General features: G+C 31.0%; 23 protein-coding genes. 3 read left to right on the top strand and 20 right to left on the bottom strand.

Annotation, left to right across the window (positions count from 1 at the left end):
- The 3 genes from fliE to LWW95_05350 form a co-directional block, all read right to left on the bottom strand.
- Entirely contained in the window at positions 1–279 is a 279-nt protein-coding gene (fliE, locus tag LWW95_05360) for a flagellar hook-basal body complex protein FliE (protein MDL1956460.1), read from the bottom strand.
- Positions 263–2,077, bottom strand: coding sequence for a tetratricopeptide repeat protein (locus LWW95_05355; GenBank protein ID MDL1956459.1), 1,815 nt, complete (start codon positions 2,075–2,077; stop codon positions 263–265). The genes fliE and LWW95_05355 overlap by 17 nt, the downstream gene beginning before the upstream one ends.
- Before the next feature lie 218 nt (positions 2,078–2,295).
- Complete coding sequence (locus LWW95_05350) at positions 2,296–3,006, bottom strand: DUF72 domain-containing protein (GenBank protein MDL1956458.1); 711 nt, start codon at positions 3,004–3,006, stop codon at positions 2,296–2,298.
- A gap of 88 nt (positions 3,007–3,094) precedes the next feature.
- Between LWW95_05350 and LWW95_05345 the strand changes: the two genes are divergently transcribed.
- On the top strand, positions 3,095–3,595 hold the full coding sequence (locus tag LWW95_05345; GenBank protein ID MDL1956457.1) for a tetratricopeptide repeat protein: 501 nt from the start codon (positions 3,095–3,097) through the stop codon (positions 3,593–3,595).
- Between the two features lie 12 nt (positions 3,596–3,607).
- On the opposite strand, the gene LWW95_05340 is transcribed toward LWW95_05345, so the two are convergent.
- The 3 genes from LWW95_05340 to rseP are packed head-to-tail and all read right to left on the bottom strand — an operon-like array spanning position 3,608 to position 5,914.
- The gene (locus LWW95_05340) at positions 3,608–4,186 is read right to left on the bottom strand and encodes a YkgJ family cysteine cluster protein (GenBank protein ID MDL1956456.1); all 579 of its coding nucleotides are present in this window, start codon (positions 4,184–4,186) and stop codon (positions 3,608–3,610) included.
- Positions 4,155–4,844 carry a tRNA (adenosine(37)-N6)-threonylcarbamoyltransferase complex dimerization subunit type 1 TsaB gene (gene tsaB, locus LWW95_05335; protein MDL1956455.1) on the bottom strand — a complete coding sequence of 230 codons (690 nt, stop codon included), beginning with the start codon at positions 4,842–4,844 and terminating at the stop codon, positions 4,155–4,157. Before tsaB ends, LWW95_05340 begins: the two co-directional genes overlap by 32 nt.
- Positions 4,841–5,914 (bottom strand): RIP metalloprotease RseP, encoded by a 1,074-nt coding sequence (rseP, locus tag LWW95_05330; protein ID MDL1956454.1) that lies wholly within the window; start codon positions 5,912–5,914, stop codon positions 4,841–4,843. Before rseP ends, tsaB begins: the two co-directional genes overlap by 4 nt.
- A gap of 83 nt (positions 5,915–5,997) precedes the next feature.
- Between rseP and LWW95_05325 the strand changes: the two genes are divergently transcribed.
- Positions 5,998–6,939: a nucleoside recognition protein gene (locus LWW95_05325; GenBank protein ID MDL1956453.1), complete on the top strand. Its 942-nt coding sequence runs from the start codon at positions 5,998–6,000 to the stop codon at positions 6,937–6,939.
- Between the two features lie 284 nt (positions 6,940–7,223).
- Positions 7,224–8,654: a GTPase HflX gene (gene hflX / locus LWW95_05320; GenBank protein ID MDL1956452.1), complete on the top strand. Its 1,431-nt coding sequence runs from the start codon at positions 7,224–7,226 to the stop codon at positions 8,652–8,654.
- A gap of 3 nt (positions 8,655–8,657) precedes the next feature.
- Here the strand turns inward: hflX and LWW95_05315 are convergent, their stop codons facing one another.
- The 14 genes from LWW95_05315 to LWW95_05250 form a co-directional block, all read right to left on the bottom strand.
- On the bottom strand, positions 8,658–8,939 hold the full coding sequence (locus tag LWW95_05315; GenBank protein ID MDL1956451.1) for an integration host factor subunit beta: 282 nt from the start codon (positions 8,937–8,939) through the stop codon (positions 8,658–8,660).
- Positions 8,940–8,948: 9 nt separating this feature from the next.
- Positions 8,949–9,809 (bottom strand): signal peptide peptidase SppA, encoded by an 861-nt coding sequence (gene sppA / locus LWW95_05310; GenBank protein ID MDL1956450.1) that lies wholly within the window; start codon positions 9,807–9,809, stop codon positions 8,949–8,951.
- 2 nt (positions 9,810–9,811) lie between these two features.
- Positions 9,812–10,732: a hypothetical protein gene (locus LWW95_05305; GenBank protein ID MDL1956449.1), complete on the bottom strand. Its 921-nt coding sequence runs from the start codon at positions 10,730–10,732 to the stop codon at positions 9,812–9,814.
- Positions 10,725–12,410 carry a 30S ribosomal protein S1 gene (locus LWW95_05300; GenBank protein ID MDL1956448.1) on the bottom strand — a complete coding sequence of 562 codons (1,686 nt, stop codon included), beginning with the start codon at positions 12,408–12,410 and terminating at the stop codon, positions 10,725–10,727. The genes LWW95_05305 and LWW95_05300 overlap by 8 nt, the downstream gene beginning before the upstream one ends.
- Positions 12,373–13,092 carry a (d)CMP kinase gene (gene cmk, locus LWW95_05295; GenBank protein ID MDL1956447.1) on the bottom strand — a complete coding sequence of 240 codons (720 nt, stop codon included), beginning with the start codon at positions 13,090–13,092 and terminating at the stop codon, positions 12,373–12,375. Before cmk ends, LWW95_05300 begins: the two co-directional genes overlap by 38 nt.
- Complete coding sequence (hisC, locus tag LWW95_05290; GenBank protein MDL1956446.1) at positions 13,080–14,171, bottom strand: histidinol-phosphate transaminase; 1,092 nt, start codon at positions 14,169–14,171, stop codon at positions 13,080–13,082. Before hisC ends, cmk begins: the two co-directional genes overlap by 13 nt.
- A gap of 69 nt (positions 14,172–14,240) precedes the next feature.
- Positions 14,241–14,573 (bottom strand): transcription termination factor Rho, encoded by a 333-nt coding sequence (locus LWW95_05285; GenBank protein ID MDL1956445.1) that lies wholly within the window; start codon positions 14,571–14,573, stop codon positions 14,241–14,243.
- Positions 14,574–14,577: 4 nt separating this feature from the next.
- Positions 14,578–15,090 carry a hypothetical protein gene (locus LWW95_05280; protein ID MDL1956444.1) on the bottom strand — a complete coding sequence of 171 codons (513 nt, stop codon included), beginning with the start codon at positions 15,088–15,090 and terminating at the stop codon, positions 14,578–14,580.
- Entirely contained in the window at positions 15,087–15,842 is a 756-nt protein-coding gene (locus LWW95_05275; GenBank protein ID MDL1956443.1) for a slipin family protein, read from the bottom strand. Before LWW95_05275 ends, LWW95_05280 begins: the two co-directional genes overlap by 4 nt.
- Positions 15,835–17,130 (bottom strand): nodulation protein NfeD, encoded by a 1,296-nt coding sequence (locus LWW95_05270; GenBank protein ID MDL1956442.1) that lies wholly within the window; start codon positions 17,128–17,130, stop codon positions 15,835–15,837. The genes LWW95_05275 and LWW95_05270 overlap by 8 nt, the downstream gene beginning before the upstream one ends.
- Positions 17,131–17,132: 2 nt before the next feature.
- Entirely contained in the window at positions 17,133–17,795 is a 663-nt protein-coding gene (locus tag LWW95_05265) for a uracil-DNA glycosylase (protein MDL1956441.1), read from the bottom strand.
- Positions 17,780–18,973 carry a bifunctional phosphopantothenoylcysteine decarboxylase/phosphopantothenate--cysteine ligase CoaBC gene (gene coaBC, locus LWW95_05260; protein ID MDL1956440.1) on the bottom strand — a complete coding sequence of 398 codons (1,194 nt, stop codon included), beginning with the start codon at positions 18,971–18,973 and terminating at the stop codon, positions 17,780–17,782. Before coaBC ends, LWW95_05265 begins: the two co-directional genes overlap by 16 nt.
- A gap of 36 nt (positions 18,974–19,009) precedes the next feature.
- Positions 19,010–19,909: an adenine nucleotide alpha hydrolase family protein gene (locus LWW95_05255; GenBank protein MDL1956439.1), complete on the bottom strand. Its 900-nt coding sequence runs from the start codon at positions 19,907–19,909 to the stop codon at positions 19,010–19,012.
- 2 nt (positions 19,910–19,911) lie between these two features.
- On the bottom strand, positions 19,912–20,109 hold the full coding sequence (locus tag LWW95_05250) for a hypothetical protein (GenBank protein MDL1956438.1): 198 nt from the start codon (positions 20,107–20,109) through the stop codon (positions 19,912–19,914).
- Positions 20,110–20,135: the final 26 nt, after the last annotated feature.

Below are 20,135 nucleotides of genomic sequence, written 5' to 3'. Positions count from 1 at the left end.
TTATATTTGCATCCTCATAATTTCATGATAAGCTTCAATTAGCTTATTTCTCACTTGCATCATTAATTGAAAAGAAAGTTCTGCTTTTTCCAAAGCAATCATAACTTGATGAATATCTGCTTCTCCAGCAAGAAAACGATTTATCATTTCATCAGCTATTTTTTGTTCAGCATTAACCTTTTGAAGATAAGTTTTTAAAATTTCTCCAAAAGAAGAATCCTTTTTTTCTGCTATATTTTTTACTATCTCAAAATCATTAAAACTAACTCTCTCTATCATTATTTCCTCCTGTAAATGTAAAGACTTTTAGATACCTTTGATACTTTTTATTCCAATTTATATTGTCTAGTGCATAATTAGCTAAGCTTTGCCAAAAAGAATCTTTTTCTTTAAGTTTTTGATAAGTACTAATTGCTTTTTCTTTTTGGCCAGTTTTAAGATAACAATCAGCAATAAAATACCAAACAAGGAGAGTAAAATCTTCGTCATTTTCAAGAGATAGTACTTCATAATAATGTTTTAAAGCATTTTCATAATCTCCTACCTGGTAATAACAATTTGCTAGAAGCCAATGTCCTTCTCTAATAAATTGTTTTTCAAATTCCTTTTTTTCAATAAAACTGAACATAGTTTCAAGAAATGAAATAGCATCCTGATAGGCATTTATCTCGGCATAGCATTTAGCAATCGGTATATAAAGGGCATATGGATTAGAAGGAGTACATTGTTCAAGGAATTCAATATAAAGTGGTATTGCTTCTTTATATTTGCCTTGAGCTAAATTAACTTCTGCTAATAAATAAGTGGCATCACATTTTTTAGAAAATTCTGCTACTTTTGTAAGAAATGATTGTAATAGATGATAAGCATCAGGATAACAACGAAGAGCATAATATATTTTAGCAAGTTTTAATAAGCTTTCTGAATTTAAAGAGATTTTTTGATAAATTTTTAAAGCTTCTTCATAAAAACCGAGTTCATAATAAGCTTCAGCAATCTTTTCAAGGAAATCTTTATCAACCTTATCAAGATAAGACTGATATTTCATATAGATTTCCAAAACAAGCAAATATTGATGATCTTGATATGCCTTTTTAATCCAGCCAATAATAGCTTTTTTCATTAAATCTAATACATGTTCTTTAAGCTGATGAAATTTATTTTGATGTTTTTCCAGAAACTTTACTGCTTGAGCAAATTGATTTTCTCGTAAAAAAATTTGTGCTAGCCTAAAATAGGCTAATTCTGATAATTCTGGTAATGGAGCTTTTGTAAGCTCTAGATATGTTTCATATGGATGCTTATATGCTTCATAATAACTAGTAAGTGGTAATTTTAAACCAGGTTTTTCAGTAGCTAAATCTGCCATACGAAATTTACTAAGCCATACCTCTTCACTTTCTGGGTAGAGATAAATAACCTTTGCATAAGCTTCTAATCCCTTTTTAAACTTTTTCATTTTTATTAAAGCATCCCCTGCTCTTAACCATGCTTTTGGAGCAAAATCTGATTTAGGAAAAAGAGAAGCGATTTCTAAATAAGCATCAACTGCTTTTTCATAATTTCCATAAATAAAGAATATTTCAGCTACATTGAGATAAGTTTTAGGATGCTTTTTAAGATATTCATAAGGCAAAATTCCTTTATTTAAAGCTTCTTGATAAAAATTGCGAGCAGCTAAATAATTATTCATATCTACATAGCAGTTACCAATAGCAAAACAGATTTCCATAGAAAGCTGCTTATCTTTACAGTTTTCTAAAGCCTTTAAAAGCAATTTTATGGCTTTTTCTGGTTGTTTTAATTCATAAGCAAGAATACCTAATTCATAGAAAAATAAATGATAGTATGAATTTTTAGGATACTTGCGAATGGCTTCTTGCCATATTTTTTCAGCTTCAGAAAATTTACCCATTTTCTTGTAAACTCGTCCTAAAAACAAAATAGCTTTGGGAGACTGTGGATGTTTTTTTAAAAATAATTCTAGTTTATTCTTGGCTTCTTCATATTTGCCTGTCCTAAATGCCTTAATCCCTTCTTCCAAATTCTCTGCCTTTCCAAAAGATACAGACATCATTATCAATAAAATTCCTATTGATATCTTTAAGATAGTCATGTTTTCATTTTGAAGCTTTGAGCAACTTATGTGCCAAACGAAATTCCAATAAATAGAAAGGACTTTATTAGAAGACAGATTTTAAATGTGTCAAAAAGGCACTTTAAAGTTTTGAATGAAAGAATAAAACTGCCATTAAATATGTCCTCTAAAAAGACTGTGCCATTTTGACACAAAATTTATTTGTCTTCTGCTAACATCTTTTTTAATCTTAAAGCATTTTCATACATTTCAGAATTGTTGAACATAATGTAACCAGAAGGAGAGGAAATTTTAATAATATTTCTAAGCTCCTCATCAGAATAAGAATAAACATAATTTTTTAGATTTCCATGAAGTCTGAAATAAGTGAAATTACCCCAAACTGGAGGGCCATGTAAAAATGGATCAACTGCATGAATGAGATTGGCTTTCTGACAAATATGTTTAACAATTTCTTGTGTCCATTCCTTTCCTCTTGGTTCCCAAATAAAAATTCCTTTATTTTTATAATAATTGAAAAATTCAATCATAGTTTTAATATTTTCTGAATTAGGTTTAAAAGAAGCAGGTGTTTGAAAGACAAATTTTTCTGTATTTAATATTGCTGCTCGTTTAAAAAATATATCCATTATCTCTTCTATTACTTCATTTAACCTAAACCCACCACAATATTTTCTTTTTTCTTCTGTTAAATCTGAACGTCGATAAGTAGGACTATTAGGAGGATGAGTAACACATTGAGGGGCTTTTAAGACAAATTCAAATTCTAATGGAGCTTTATTCCGCCAATTTTTTACTTGTTTTTCGGTAAGGTTGCGATAAAAACTTTGTTGTATTTCTATTGTAGAAAATTCTTTAAAATATTTATTTTGAGCTATTGGGAAACCACAACAACCTATTTTAAACATTTTTCAATCCCTCTTTTAATTTTTAAAAAATAATAACATTTTAAAATTTTACTTGCAAAAATAAATGGTATTTTGTAAATTTTAACAAATGGAAGATTTAATAAAAAAAGGTAAACAACATTTAGTTCAAAAGGAATATAAAGAAAGTATTGATGCCTTTTCTAGAGCAATTAAAAATGGCGAAAAATCTAGTGAGGTCTATAGAAGCCGTGGTGTAGCATATGTAATGATTTCTGATTATCAAAATGCCTGTAAAGATTTTGATGAAGCTATTCGATTAGATCCTAGAAATGCCCGTGCTTATTATAATCGAGGGTTGGTTTATTTACAGCTTAAAGAATATAAAAAAGCCCTTGCAGATTTTGATGAAGCATTGAGAATCAATCCTACATATGCCCCTGCTTATCTTGCTAAAGCACGTATCTATCAAATTCTTGGAAACAAAAGAAAGTTAGAGGAAAATCTAAAAATGGTTATAAGACTTGGAGATGCACGTCTTCAAAAGTCCCTTAACATATATGATGAACGCAGAATAAGAGAAAAACTTAAAGAAATTATAAGATATGAAAAGAAATTTAACGATCGCTAGTTGTTGACTACATTATTTGTTTTTATTAGGTAAAATGTAAGGAAGAAAACTTTTTATTTTAATTTTATTAGGTTTATCTAAAAGATAATTCTCTCTGAATTCCGTTTGATCTAATAATTGAAGAATAATGCTAATATGTCCTGAATAACCATTATTATCAAGTTGTTTTATTTTTTTTATAGCTTCTTTGGCTTTTTCAAAAACACAGCTATGTATAAGTGGTGGATTGCCTTTACACTTTTTCAAAGAATAAATCCATCGACAGCTAAATGGACGTACTTCATAAATAAGACACGTATCTTCTTTAGTGAGAAAAGGACAAGTGGCATAATTTTTCTTTTTTCTTTTTTTTAAATCTTTTTTTAACTGCTTTTTAATCCATAATTTAGTAGATTCATCAAATGTTTCAATCTTTGCCTTTATACGTAAAGCTTCAAGGGTAGTCAAATCAATCTTTGCCATTTGTTTACAACAATCAGCACAACCTTTATGGCAAACAGCATTCTTTTTAAACTCTTTTACCTCTTCTTCAAATTGTGCATATAGTTTTTCTAATAATTTAATTTTTTCTATAAAAGTTAATTTCTGCATCAGAAGGACGAATATAAAAAGGTACAAAAGTAATTGGATCAGTTTTTTCTCCTTTTTCTATAGCTTTAAGAGCTAATTGAGCAATAGTTTCAGGATGAATACGATGAAGGTGAGAAGGAGGAAAAATAGCTTTTTCTTTTAATTTTTGTCTAATAAGTTCTTTATAAATCAATGCACCTGTACCAATAAAAATGGTTTTACGTCTCAGATCTTTTAATAAAATTTCAGGAAATATGGAATAATAATCAGAAATACGTTTTATCTCTCCTTTTTCTACTATATAAAATGCAGCAAATACTTGTTTTTTACGAGCATCCAACATAGGACAAATTAAATAAGATATATAGGAAAAATTGTATGCTAATGTATCTAATCCATTAACACCAATAAGTGGTTTTTTTAAAGCAAAAGCCAATCCTTTAGCTGTTGCTACACCAATACGAAGACCTGTAAAACTACCTGGCCCTTTTATTACTGCTAGCAAATCTATTTCAGAAAAAGAAATTTTTGTAATCCTTAAAAGTGTTTCTAAGCTTTTTATTAATCGTTGATTGTGAGTTAAAGGTAAATTAAGGGTTACTTCACCTTTTATCTCCCCCTCTTCTACAATTGCAACATTACCTATGCTAGTAGATGTATCAATAGTTAATATTTTCATGGAAAGGATGTCTTTTGTACTATGCGTAAGATATCATTATACATAACCATAATCATTATGACTGCCAAGATAGCTATGCCTATTTTTTGGGCAATTTCTACTGTTTTTTTGCTTAAAGGTCGCCTTCTTACTGCTTCAATTGCAAATAATACTAAATGACCGCCATCTAATATAGGGATAGGGAAAAGATTTATAATGCCTAGATTAATGGAGAGCAAAGCAGCAAATGCAAAAAGAGCTGCTAAGCCAGCTTTAGCTTGTCTAGTTGTTAATTGAATTATACCTACAGGTCCTGCAAGCATTTTTAAAGAAATTTTACCTAAAATAAGGTTTTTCAAAGAAATAATTGTTAATTTTGTTGTTATCCAACTCTGTTTTAATCCCTCCCAAACAGCCATCCAAGGAGAAAGATAACGAATTTTTACTTCACCTGCTGCTACAATACCAATTATTGGGCGTTCCACTACTTCACCTAAAATAGTTTTTAACTTTTCTATTTTAGGCTTCACAACAACAGAAATTTTCTTTCCATTACGACTTATAAGCAATATTAATGATTTTCCCTTTGATTCTTTAATTTTAAAGGCAAGCTCATCCCATGTTTTTATTGGTGTTTGATTAACTGCAAGAATCAAATCACCTTTTTTCAATCCAGCAATAGCTGCTGGAGAATTAGGGTGAACATCACCAATTTTAGGTAAAAGCAATGGTTGTCCTTTAATAGCGAAAAGAGAAATAAATATCACTACAGCAAATAAAATATTAAAAAAGGGGCCAGCAAGAACAATTAAAATACGTTTCCAAAGTGGTTGGCATAAAAAAGCATGATATTTTTCTTCTTCAGGAATATATTCTTCTAAAGATTCTCCTAAAAGTTTTACATATCCACCTAATGGAAAAGCAGAAATGGCATATTCTGTTTCCCCAAACTCCTTACTAATTAACTTTGGGCCAAAGCCTAAAGAAAATGTTTTTACCTTTACCCCACACCATCTAGCCATTAAAAAATGACCCCATTCATGAACAAAGATAAGTAAACCTAAAATGATGATTGTCCAAAAAACTGGCAACGCTTTCCTCCTTTTAATTTGTCATTGTATAACATAACTAAATCCTATTGCCAATTAGATTTTATAAGTCTATTATCCGTTCCATGAAACCTTTTTTTATAGCTATTAAATATCTTTCTTTTATACTTCCTTCCATGATTATTGGAGTAATTTTAGTAAACTTTCTTATTGCTCTTGGCATTTTAAATCGCTTAACTTGGATAATTAAACCATTTATGAAAATTAGTCATTTACGTAGTGAATGTGCCCTTTCTTTTATTACAGCCTTTGCTTCACCTACAGCTGCTAATACCATGCTTATGGAATTTTTTCAAAAAGGTAAAATTAATAAAAAAGAGCTTTTTATTGCTTCCTTAAGCAATTCTTTCCCAGCTATTCTTATGCATGGACGTACTATGTTACCTATAATTATCCCTTTGTTAGGAAAAGTAGGACTAATTTATTTTGGATTACTTGTATTAATAGGTTTTTTAAAAACAAGCTTAACACTTATCATCGCTCGTTATTTATTGCCTCCCCCTCCTATTTTTAAAACAAATAAATCTATATCCCCCCATTTATCTCTATATCAAGCTTTTAAACAAAGTTTAATACAGTCTCGTTTCATATTGAAACGAATTATATTTATGACCATACCTATTACCATCTTTACTTTTTACCTTATTCATTTTGGTTTTTTTGAATTTATTTCTCAGCATTTAAAACCTATTATAAGGTATTTACCATTATCTCCTGAAGCATTTTCTATCATTATTGCTCAGTTTGGCGGACATATTGCTGCTTATACTGTAGCCTCTAATTTGCTTGTCAATGGACTTCTTAAAAATTATGAAATAATTCTTGCTCTTCTTTGGGGCACAGTAATAACTAGTATTGTAAGTCTCCGTTATCTTATTCCTTATTATTGGGGTATTTTTGGTCCACGTTTAGGAACTCAAATCATGCTTCTTTCTAATGGATTACGTCAATTTTTTATTATTTTAACAGCCATTATTATTCATCATTGGCCACATATAATTTCATAAAAAGAGTTGTCACTTTTTGTATAAATGTTTATTATTTTTATAAAAACAAGGAGGTGTGATTTATCCCAAAAGTTTTTGGGAATCTTCAAGGTTTAAAACCTAATCATCTTCGGCGTTTAGAGAAGATTTATCAAAAGCGCATTCCTCCTGATAAAATCATTACACATGAATTAGCACGACAAATCTGTGAAATTTCACTTGAAATTAACCGCCAAATAGCACTTCTTATTGAAAGAAGTGGTAAAATAGAGTTTGTTGTAATAGGTGACCAAAAAAGTGTTTTATTGCCTGATTTAAGTCGATATCGTAGTGGACTAGCACGATTAAGAGGTTTAAGATGTATTCACACTCATCTTAAAGAAGAAGGTTTAAATGAAGAAGACTTAACGGACCTTGCCTTATTACGTCTTGATCTAATGTGTGCTATCACTACAAATCAAAATGGATTGCCTTCTTTTTATCATATTGCTCATCTCTTACCAGTAAATGAAAACGGTCAAGGCTGGAGAATTTTAGAACCAATACGTTATGGAAATTTAAATCTTAACTTTTCTCAATTAATAGAGGCACTTGAAGAAGAATTTCAAAGAGTACAAAGGGCACATACTGTAAAAAGAAATAAAGATAGAGCTATCTTAATCCATGTTAGCACTTCTAATACTAAAACTGAAGCTGAAATCTCTTTAATGGAGTTAAGTGAATTAGCATATACTGCAGGTGTAGAAGTAGTAGATAAGATTATTCAGTATCGAAAAAAAATTAATCCAAAATTTTTTATTGGTAAAGGGAAATTAGCTGAAGTGGTAATCCGTGCTTTACAAGCAGGTGCTGATCTTCTTATTTTTGATCATGAACTTAATCCTTCTCAAGTAAAAGCAATCACAAGTTTTACTGATTTGCGAGTAATTGACCGTACTCAATTAATTTTAGACATATTTGCCCAAAGGGCAAGGAGTCGTGAAGGAAAGATTCAAGTAGAAATAGCTCAACTCAAATATCTTTTACCTCGTTTAGTTAAACAAGATGCTTCAATGTCTAGATTGGCAGGTGGTATTGGTGGAAGAGGTCCTGGAGAAACTAAATTAGAAATTGATAGACGTCGAATAAAAAAACGCCTTCATCGATTACAACAAGAATTAAAGGCTATTCGAAATGAAAGAAAACAGAGAAGGATAAAACGCAAAAAAGCAAATTTACCAATAATCTCTATTATTGGTTATACAAATTCAGGTAAATCCACACTTCTTAATGCTTTAACAAAAAGCAATATATTAACTGAAAATAAACTTTTTGCCACTCTTGATCCCACAAGTCGTCGTCTTCGTTTCCCTAATGAAAAGGAAGCTATCATTACTGATACAGTGGGTTTTATCCGCAATTTACCAAAAGATTTAATAGAAGCATTTGCTGCAACTTTAGAAGAGTTAAAAGAAGCAGATCTTCTCATTCATCTTATTGATATTAGTAATCCTCATTTTGAAGAACATATAGAAACAGTAGAAGGAATCATTGACAAATTAAACCTTACTCACATTCCTGTATTAAAAGTATTTAACAAAAAAGATCTAGTTTCTGCTGAATATGTAGCTCAACAATGCCAACGTTATAAAGCTATAGCAATATCTGCCATCCAGCCAGAAACTTTACCCTTACTTGTCAAAAAAATAGAAAATATTTTAGGTAACTTTTCTTTTAATAATCCTGGCCGGAATTAAATTTTATTTCTTTTTTAAAACATTTAACGGCACTTCAAAACTTGGTTTAAATTTTACAGCTCGATGAGGAGTAGTTTTTACAATTTTTTTAGTCTTTGGATGCTGCATCTGCCGAGATGCTCTAATTTTTGAAGTAAACACACCAAACCCTCTTAACTCTATCCGGCCAGCTTTTACACCATCTTTCAATACTTCAAACAATACATCTACAAACAATTCCATATCTTTTTTAGAAAACTGCGGAAACCTTTTCCTTAACTCAACAACCAAATCTTTCTTCAGCATTGCCTCCACCTAATAATGAAATTTTATTTGATGAATATTTTCCCACAATAATTCGCTTAAACTTTCAAAAAGCAATTTTGTTAAACGAGATTTCTCTTTAGGAAAATAAAGTTTTGGTTCCCCTTTAATACCGCCTAATTTGGCAGCCAATCTCACTGCATCTTCAAAATTGCCCAACTCATCTACCAACCCAAGTTTTTTAGCTTGTTCACCTGTAAAAATAGAACCATCAGCAACTGCTTCTACTTTTTCTAAAGGAAGATTCCTACCTTTAGCTATAGCTTCCAAAAACTGTCGATGCACATCCTTTACTACCCTTTCAAGCAACATTTTTTCTGCTTCTGTCATTTCTCTTATAGGAGAACCAATATCTTTATACGGCCCACTTTTTATTACTTCAGACTCTATTCCCAATTTTTTAAAAAGTTTTTCAAGATTTGGAAACTCCATTTTTACACCAATACTTCCAGTAAGGGTACCAGGTACAGCAACAATTTTGTTAGCTGCTGCTGCAATATAATATCCACCAGAAGCAGCTATAGCTCCAAGAGAAGCCACTACAGGTTTAATTTTTCTCAATTTCATTACTTCTAAATATATTTCTTGTGAAGGGCCCACTGCCCCACCAGGTGATTCTATCCTTAAAATTACTGCTTTAATATTTTTATTTTTTTGAAATTTAACCAAATGTTCTAATATAGGTCGAGCTGTTTTTATGATACCTTTAATTTCAATCACCCCAATAGTATCTTTGGATATTTTTCCTTCTTCTGTAACACGTTTAGCTAAGCCAAATCCTAATAAAAATACAAAAAGAAGAATAAAAAGCTTTAGCCAAAAACGTAAAAAACTATGTTTCCCTTCTGTCATCTTTACCTCAAAAGTCGACTAAAAGAAATAAAGCTACCCAAATAACCAAGTATTACTAATATGCTAAAAATTTTTTTCTGCTTCAACCAAGTAATAGCTCCCAAAATTAAAAAAGAAAAAATCATTGTTTCTAAAACTAAATAAAAAAGCCCTTTTTCTGCTTTTATAAAGACTACTTCATGAAAATGGAAAAAATCTATTAAAAATACAAATACTCCTAAAATAAAAATACTTGATTGAAGTAATTCTTCAATATCAAAATCTTTTTTTGACAAAACAAATGAAAGTTTGGGGAAACAGGCAATAGGAGCAAGAATTAATGCTCCAACCCATGGACTTGACCAATGGAGTTGAGTAATAATCTCTTTAGAAGCATAAGTTACTTGACCAGCACCTCCTATAATTAAAATAGTAGCAATAAAAAAGCGCAAATAAATTATCATAGGTTTTAAATGAAGGTCAGGTAATGACACCTCTTTTTCAACTAACATAATCCTAAAATAGGCTACATAACCAGCTAAAAGCAAGATACTTGCAAGACCTACTTTTAAAAAGCCAAATCCTAATTTTTGCGTTATAGAAATAGTGAGTAATATGACAAAACTCATTAGCAACCAAAAAGAAAAAGGAACTTTTATTTTTTCGATTCGATGATATAAGATCCAAGCAATTATAACAAAATGCACTAAGATTATTCCTAAAGCTGTACTTAACCCTAAAATTGGGTCTTTTGTAATATATAAGATAAGAGCCATTACACAACATTCAGGAAATGCTTTTAAAACTTCCCAAAGTAATGCTTGAAACCAGGATGTTTTAATCTCTGCTTGTGCAATAAAAAATTGACTATATGGAGTATAATTTTTACCTGCAAAAAATATAACTAAAGCTCCACATATTAATTGCAACCAACACTTATACATTGCCTTGTTTAATCCTAATCAAATCTGCTAATTTTATACCCTTTTGACTTGAAGTATATTTACGCCATTGATTTCTTTCTTCCTCTTCTTCTAATTGTTTAATAGAAAGACCCAATTTTCTTTCTTCTGGGTTTACACGAATAACCTTTGCTCTAACTTCATCTCCTACTTTAAATTTTTCTTTTAAGTTTTTCATCTTCTCATAACTTACCTCTGAAATATGTACTAACCCTTCTATTCCTTCCTCTACTTCAACAAAAAGACCAAAATCAGTAACATGAGTAACTTTTCCTTTAATTATACTTCCTACAGGGAATTTCTTTGACACTTCTAACCAAGGATCTGGAAAAAGCTGTTTAATACCTAAAGCCAGCTTACCAGCACTTTTATTGATTTCAAGTACTTTAGCCTTAACAATATCTCCTTTTTTATAAAGTTCTTTTGGATGTTTAATTCTCTTTGTCCAGGAAATATCAGAAATATGCACTAAACCATCAATACCTTCTACTACTTCTACAAAAATACCAAAATCAGTTACACCTTTTACCTTACCTTCTATAATGCTACCTACTGGATAATTCTTTTCTATCTCTTCCCATGGGTCAGGCCCAATTTGTTTTAAACCTAAAGATAAACGCCTCCTTTTTTTATCTATACCAAGCACAACTGCTTCTACAATATCACCTACAGAGATAATCTCAGAAGGATGTTTTAAACGTTTTGACCAAGTCATTTCAGAAATATGAATAAGACCTTCTACTCCTTCTTCTATCTCTACAAAAGCACCATAGTCAGCTAAATTTGTTACTCTCCCTTTAATTCTACTACCAACCGGATATTTTTGGGGTACTTTTTCCCAAGGATCTGGATAAAGCTGTTTCATACCTAAAGCAATCTTTTCCTTTTCTCGATCAAATTTAAGCACTTTTACTTTTACTTCATCACCAATCTCAAATCGATCTGCTGGATGTCCTATTTTTCCCCATGAAATATCACTAATATGTAAAAGACCATCTATTCCTCCTAAATCTATAAAAACTCCATAATCAGTAATATTTTTTACCCGACCATAAACAATAGCCCCTTCTTTAAGTCTTGCTAATGTTTGCTGTTTTCTTTTTTTTCTTTCTTCCTCTAAATAACGACGACGGGAAAGGACAACATTACGTAATTTACGATTATAATTGAGAATTTTAAAATTATAACTTTTCCCTACAAAACTTTCATAGTCACGGACTGGCTTAATATCTACCTGAGAACCTGGCAAAAATGCAGGTATACCAATATTTACTGTAAAACCTCCTTTAACTCGTCCAACAATCTTCCCATGGATAGTCCCACCTTTTTCATATATTTTTTCAATCTTTTGCCATGTGAGTATTTGTATAGCTTTTATTCTAGAGAGAGAAACACTTCCATCCCTTTCATTTACTCCTTGAAAAAGCACATCCACAACATCACCTTCCTTTATAGCCAAATTGCCTTCACTGTCTTTAAATTCACTTACAGGAATTGCCCCTTCTGATTTAAAACCCACATCTACCATTACATAATCATTCCCTACATGCACAACTTTACCTTGGACAATTTCGCCAGGACGTATATTTTTAAGACTTTCATCATAAAAAGCTATTAAATTTTCATCGTTCGTCTCTGTTCTCTCTTCCAGATTGCTCATCCCAAAGACCTCCCAATTTATTCAAAGTATATTTCAAAACCATTTCCACTACCCTTTTTAAACTAAGGGCAGTGGTATCAATAATAATTGCATCCTTGGCTGGTTCTAAAGGAGATATAACTCTTTCAGTATCTTGCTTATCTCTTTTTAAAAGAGATTCATAAATATCTTTATAACTAACCTCCTTTCCCATTGCTTTAAGTTGTTTCCAACGTCTTTCTGCCCTTATTTCAGGTGAAGCTGTAAGAAAAAATTTTACTTGTGCTTTAGGAAAAACAACAGTCCCCATATCTCTTCCTTCAAAAACTGCTTTTTTTGCTTTTTTTGCTAACTGCCTCTGCAATTTCCACATAGCCTCTCTTACTTCTTTTAATTGCGAAATAGTAGAAGCTAACATTCCTATTTCAGGACGACGGATACTTTTAGAGATATCTCTTTTCCCCAAAAAAATCTTTAATCCTGTCTCATTTTCATGAAAAGAAATTGGTAAAGATAGAGCAAGTTTGCCAAGCAAAACATTCTCTGTTGGTGAAATATTTTTTTCAAAAGCAACTAAAGCCAAGGTTCGATACATTGCTCCTGTATCAAAATATTTAAAACCAAGCCTTTTTGCCAATATCTGTGCCACTGATGTTTTTCCCACTCCTGCCGGCCCATCAATAGTAATCACTATCTCTGCCATAATTCCTTAAAAACTTCAATAAAAACCTGATTTTCTGCATGTTTACCTACACTTATTCTTAAATAATCAGATAAACCATAACTTGTTAATGGTCTAACAATAATACCCTTTTTAAGCAAATTTTCATAAATTTCCATAGCTCGCTTTCCTACATAAATCAAGAGAAAATTGGCTTCACTAGGATAAACTTTCACTCCTATGGATGTTAAAGATTTAATAAGAAAATTTCTTTCTTTTTGAACAATTTGACAAGTTTTTTCAAGAAATTCTTTATCCTCAAGTGCAGCGGCTGCTGCTACTTGAGCAAGAAAATTAACATTAAAAGGATAACGTACAGCTTCTAAAAAACTAGCTAATTCTGCACTCATAAGCCCATAACCTATTCGCAATCCTGCTAGACCATAAGCTTTAGAAAAAGTGCGTAATATAATAAGATTTGGAAATTTTTTTAAATAAATAACACTATCAAATCTTTTCTCTTGAGAAACAAAATTAACATAAGCTTCATCTAATACAACTAAAGTAGAAGATGGAATATTTTTAAGAAATGCTTCTAAGGCATTTGCATCAAAGAAACTGCCAGTAGGATTATGAGGATTTGTAAGAAATATCAATTTTGTCTTTTTTGAAATTTTTTCTTTGATTGTTTCCAGATCTATAGCTAAGTTTTTCAATGGTACTTTAATCAATATAGCCTGGGCAAGGGTAGCCACCTTTTCATAAATAGAAAAGGCAGGATAAGGAATAATTACCTCTTCTTTAGGTAAAAGCAAGGCTTGTCCAATTAATCCCATAATTTCATCTGAACCATTACCTACTACTACTTGTTCAGGTTTTAATTGAGAAATAGCAGCAATTTTATATCTCAATTCTTTTATCTGACTATCTGGGTATCTATGAATATCTTTTAATGCATTTTTAATTGCCTCTATTGCCTTAGGAGATGGGCCAAGAGGATTTTCATTAGAAGCCAATTTTATTAATTTAGAAATTCCATATTTTTTTTGCACTTCACTAATTGATTTACCAGCTATATAAGGTTTAAGTTCTTGCAAATATTTTGGCAATGTTAGATTCACCAATCTCCCCTAAAATTAAAAAAGCTTATAAACAGTCTTGCTTATAACTTAATTTTTTTAAAAAATCAATTAGGCAGCCAAACGTCTTGTCCTTTTTTTCAAACGACTAATACGACGCCTTAATATCTCTACCATCTTTTTATCTCCTCTTGCCCTTGCCTCTTCCTTTTTTGCTTTTAATTCTTTTATTTTCCTTTTCAACTCACGAATCGAAGCAACATCTTTCTTCTTTTCCTCCTTAATCCCAAAATAACGCTTAATAAGAATGATAAGCTCTTCTTTATTCATTCCATGTACACCTTCTACACCAGGAATTTTTAAAGCAATTTCCCTTAATTCTTTAATAGTAAGTTTTTCAATAGGTTTATCAGGCAGAGTTAATTTTTCTTGAGTTTCTTCCATCTTTTTACCTCCCCCATATCCAATCTGTTCCTAATTTATACCTATCAAATAAAGGTGAAATTAAATTTATGTCAATCCTACCTAAATATTTTTTAAAATCTGAATTCACATTTAATAAAGGCTCTTTTTTATAAACTACTTTTAATGGGAAGTAAACAGTTTCAGTTTTCTGACCAGCTTTATCTTTAAAAAATATTTCTATCTTTAATTTTGAACACCATAAGTTGTTAGGGATAAAAAGTGTAAAATAACCTTTTAATTTTAAACTATGTTTTTGAGGAATTTTGGCCACCCAAGGTGGATACATACCAATACCAGGTTGATAGATAAATACATAAATTTTCTCTAAATCACCATCAGAATCCTCTACTTCTAAATATACTCGCCAATCTGTCCCTGGCTTTACTACTTTTGGTGCAAAAGCAGCTTTTATAACAGGTGGTTTTCCTTTTATTCTCACATTGGTCATGCAGGCAAATAAAAAAAAGAAAAGATAAAAGATGATTATTTTTTTCATTTTTCTGCTTTAAATTTAATAAATGGTGTGATGAGATCTACTGGTATTGGGAATACAGTAACAGAATTGTTTTCAGTAGCAATTTCCCTTAAAGTTTGCAAATAACGAAGTTGAATAGCTACAGGATACTTTTCAATAATAGCTGCTGCTTCAGCAAGTCGAGTAGCAGCTTGAAATTCACCTTCTGCATTAATAATCTTTGAACGCCTTTCTCTTTCTGCTTCTGCTTGTTTAGCCATTGCTCTTTGCATCTCCTGTGGAAGATCAATGTGTTTTATCTCAACAGTAGTTACTTTTATTCCCCATGGATCAGTATGTCTATCTAAAATATCTTGTAACTTTGTATTGATCTTTTCTCTTTCTGATAAAAGTTCATCTAGTTCAGCCTCACCACACACACTTCGCAAAGTAGTTTGAGCCAACTGAGAGGTAGCATAAAGATAATTCTCTACTTCTACTACAGCCTTTATTGGATCTACCACTCTAAAATAGACAACTGCATTTACTTTGACTGAAACATTATCTCTTGTAATTACATCTTGAGGAGGAACATCCATAGCTACAAGCCTAAGGCTAATCTTTACCATCCTATCAACAATAGGAATAAGAATAATCAAACCAGGCCCTTTGGCTGCTATAACCCGTCCTAATCGAAAAATCACTCCACGCTCATACTCTGCTAGCACCCTAATGGCACTAGCAAGAAATAAAAGAATTAAAATTAAAATTGTGATAAGGGCATAACTATACATAACTTCCTCCATTTTTTATTTTTTTTACTTTTAATTTCAACCCTTTAACATCAATTATTTTTACTTTTTCCTTTTTAGAAATATGTTCTTCACTTTCAGCATTCCAATATTCTCCATGAACAAAGACTTTACCCAAACTACCTGGAGAAATAGCCTCAACCACTTCTCCAATTTCTCCAATTAATGATTCTTTACCTATCTTTACCCTTGCTCTTTGAGCTTTAACTACTAAACCCATCACACCAATAAAGAATAAAGAAATAAATAATAAAGTAGGACATAAAACACTCCAAGAAATGTGAAAATAACCTGGAGCTTCATGAAAAAGCATTAAGGAACCTAAAGCATAACAAAAAATAGCTGCTATTGTTAAAAGACCATAACTAGTTATTTTAAGCTCAAGAATAAAAAAGATGATTCCTAATAAAATAAGAAGCACACCTGCATAATTTACTGGCAATACTTGAAAGGCAAAAAAGGCAAGTACTAAAGAAATGGCGCCAATTACTCCTGGCAAAACCACTCCTGGATGAGCAAGTTCAAAATAAAGTCCAGCTAAACCTATCATCATTAATAAGTAAGCAATATTTGGATTACTTAAAATGCGCAAAATTTCATAACGTATCCCACCTTTAATCTCTATCACATTGCAATCTTTAGTTTTAATTATTTTCTTACCTAAAACAGTAGAAACTTTTTTGCCATTTATTTTTTCTAAAAGTTCAGAGAAAGAATCTGCTATTATATCAACTATATTCACTTTTAATGCTTCTTTGGCTGTAAGAGAAATACTTTTTTTAACCATTTTTTCTGCTATTTTAGCATTTCTATTTCTCTTAAGAGCAATACTTTTTACATAAGCTACCATATCATTAACTATTTTTTCAGTCATTTCTTTAGATGTTTTCCCTCCTAAATTTACTGGATGAGCAGCACCGATATTTGTTCCAGGTGCCATAGCAGCAATATGTGCTGCCATAGTAATAATAGCACCAGCTGAAGCAGCTCTAGCTCCACTAGGAGCTACATAAACTACTACTGGTATAGGACTATTTAAAATAATTTTCACAATTTTATACATAGAATTAGCTAAGCCACCTGGGGTATCTAACTGAATAATTACACATTCAGGTTTGTGTGTTTTTGCTTTTTCTAATGTAGAGAGAATAAGCTCAGCTACTGCTGGAGAAATAATCTCTTCAATTTCAAGAAAATAAACCTCTTTTGTTAATACAGAAACAGGAAAAATAAGAATTATAAAAACCGTTAAAATAATATATTTTTTCATTATCAAATACTTTTAAGAGTTTTTTCTAATAATTTTAAATCCTCCCAGACAAATTTTTTCTGACGGGGATTACGCAATAGATAGGCAGGATGAAATGTTGGTATAAGTTTGATTCCATGCCATATATAAATCTTTCCTCTAAGAAGAGAAATAGAGGTTTTTGTTTCAAGTAAAGTTTGAGCTGCTATACTACCAAGTGTGCAAATTACTTTTGGATGAATAGTTTCTAACTGTTTTAATAAAAATGGTTTACATTTTTCAATCTCTTTTGGTCGAGGATTACGATTATTAGGAGGACGACACTTCACAATATTAGTAATATAGACTTCTTCTCGAGAAAGATTTATAGCTTTTAACATCTTAGTCAAAAGCTCCCCAGCTGCACCTACAAAAGGTTTCCCTTGTAAATCTTCTTCTTCTCCTGGTGCCTCACCAACAATCACTAAACGAGCATTAGCTGGTCCTTCACCAAATACAATATGATGTCGATTTTCCCATAAAGGGCAGCGTTTACATTCACCTAATTCTTCTTTAATTTTTCTTAAAGAAGATTCTTTTAATTCTTCAAGCTGATCTTTCATCTTTTCTGAAAGAAATATATATTTTATGCTTATTTCAGGTAACCAAGATAAATAAGTTTTAATATCTTCTAATAATTCCTGCATAACGCCATTTTTACCCTATCCCAAAGACGCATAGCTATTTCTTCTTTACTTAATAAAGGCCATACTTCTTGAACACCATTTTTATAAATTATCCTTACTTTATTAGTAAGTACTCCAAAACCTGCATTAGGATAGGTAATATCATTTAAAACAATTATATCTAAATTTTTTTCTTTAAGTTTTTTTATAGCTTCTACGACAAGTTCTCCAGTTTCAGCAGCAAAACCTATTAAAAATTGATGTTTTTTCCTTTCACCAAGTATTTTGAGAATATCTGGCGTGAGTTCAAAATTTAAATTTATTTTATCTCTTTTTTTAATCTTTTCAGACTGATAAATTGGTTTAAAATCTACTACAGCAGCTGCCATCATTACAACATCTGCTTGAGGGAAGTATTTTAAAACAGTTTCTTTCATTTCTTCTGCTGTAATTACTGATATAAAATTAACATTATAAGGAGGCTTTAAATTTGTTGGTCCACTTATGAGGATAACATTTGCTCCACGTTGAGCTGCAATTTTCGCTAAAGCAAAACCCATAAGACCTGAAGAATAATTACTAATAAATCTTACTGGATCAATAGCCTCCCTTGTAGGCCCAGCAGTAATTATAGCACAATAACCTTTTAAATCTTTAGGTAAAAATAAGGCTTCTATTGTTTCTAAAATATCTTCAACAGAAGGCAATCTACCTTTTCCTTCTTCATTACAAGCAAGTTTCCCTTCAGCAGGTTGCATTATTTGATAACCATAGCTTTTTAATCTTTCAATATTTTCTTTTACAGTTGGATGAGCATACATTTTTGGATTCATAGCCGGAACAATTAAAATAGGTTTGTTAAAAGCTAAAATTATACTACTTAAAAGATCATCTGCTATACCTTGTGCAAGTTTAGCAATAATATTAGCAGTAGCTGGAACAATAATAAGAACATCTGCCCAATTAGCCAATTCTAAATGAATTATTGTAGGATAATTTTTAAAAATATCAGTATATACATGATGACGACTTATAGCAGAAAAACTTAAAGGGGTAATAAAATTTGTTGCCCCTTTTGTCAAAATTACTTTTATTTCTGCGTCCTTTTCTTGTAAAAGTCTAATCAAATCTAAACTACGATAAGCAGCAATACTTCCTGATACACCTAAGAGAATCCGCTTATTTTGAAGAAAGTTCATATTTTCTTTTTATCAAGAAAATTGTAAAAAAACAAGCTACTTTTTCATTTCTGCTTTAAGTCGGCATATACTGCACTGAGGAGCTAAAGTAGGATAACCACATTCAGGACAAATATGAAAAGTATTAGCTGATTGACGCTGAAGTGGTTGTAATAGAGGTCTTAATTTTTTTAAAAAACCTTCATAAAAATCTAATTTTGTGCCAGGAAATTTATATTCTATATATGCTATGTATTCTTTATATTTTAAAAAAGTAGCTCCTTTACTAAATGGGCAGCGATAGGCAAAATAATCAATATTTTTTAAAAAAGCATAAGCAGCTATTTCATATTCTCCTAAACGATAAAGTGGTTTTACTTTTTTAACAAAACGATAAATAGGTGGTAATACTGGTGCTTGATCAATGAGATAAGTCATCTGCCAGCGTAAAATATTTGCTAAAAGCCTTGTAGTTTCATCATCTAGATTATGACCTGTAGCCAAAACATGAAAATTTTTTTCATATGCCATACGGTTAAAGTAATATCGTTTTATCTGACCACATATTGAACATGGCTCTTTGCCACTATAATGAATAATTTTTGGTATAGGGATACCTTCTTTTTCTAAATCAACAATTATTAAATCGCTTTTCCTTTCTTGAGCAAATTTTTCCACTTTTTCTTTTGCCTTTTCAGAAAAACCATCTATTTTTAAATCAATATAAAGACCAGTTGCTTTATAACCCATATTTAACAAAATATCCCAAAGACTAAGACTGTCTTTTCCACCAGATATAGCTACTAAAATTCTATCTTGTGGTTTAAACATGCGCCATCTTTTTATAGCTCTTTCTACTTGCCTTCTAAAAAAAATAAAAAAACAATCACGACAAAAAGCCGCATGATGGCTTCTTAATTCAACTTCAGCTTGTTTTCCACAACGGCGGCATTTCATGATTATCCTCTAGAAAGTACAGAACGAATCTCTATCTCTTCCCCATCCTTAATTACCATATCAGAGGTTAATAGTTGTTTATCTTTAATAATTAAAACTGTACCTGGTAAAAGATTTAGCCTTTTTAAAAGTGTTTTTACAGTAATTGATTTTTCCAACGTTAATTCTTTACCTTCAGGAAAAAATTTAATTTTTATCATAATTTAATTCAAGACCAAATTTAAAC

The organism is Candidatus Desulfofervidus auxilii, from assembly GCA_030262725.1.
GTDB lineage: Bacteria > Desulfobacterota > Desulfofervidia > Desulfofervidales > Desulfofervidaceae > JAJSZS01.
Note: the sequence above shows the minus strand (reverse complement) of the source record. Positions and strands in the feature narration are given on the sequence as shown.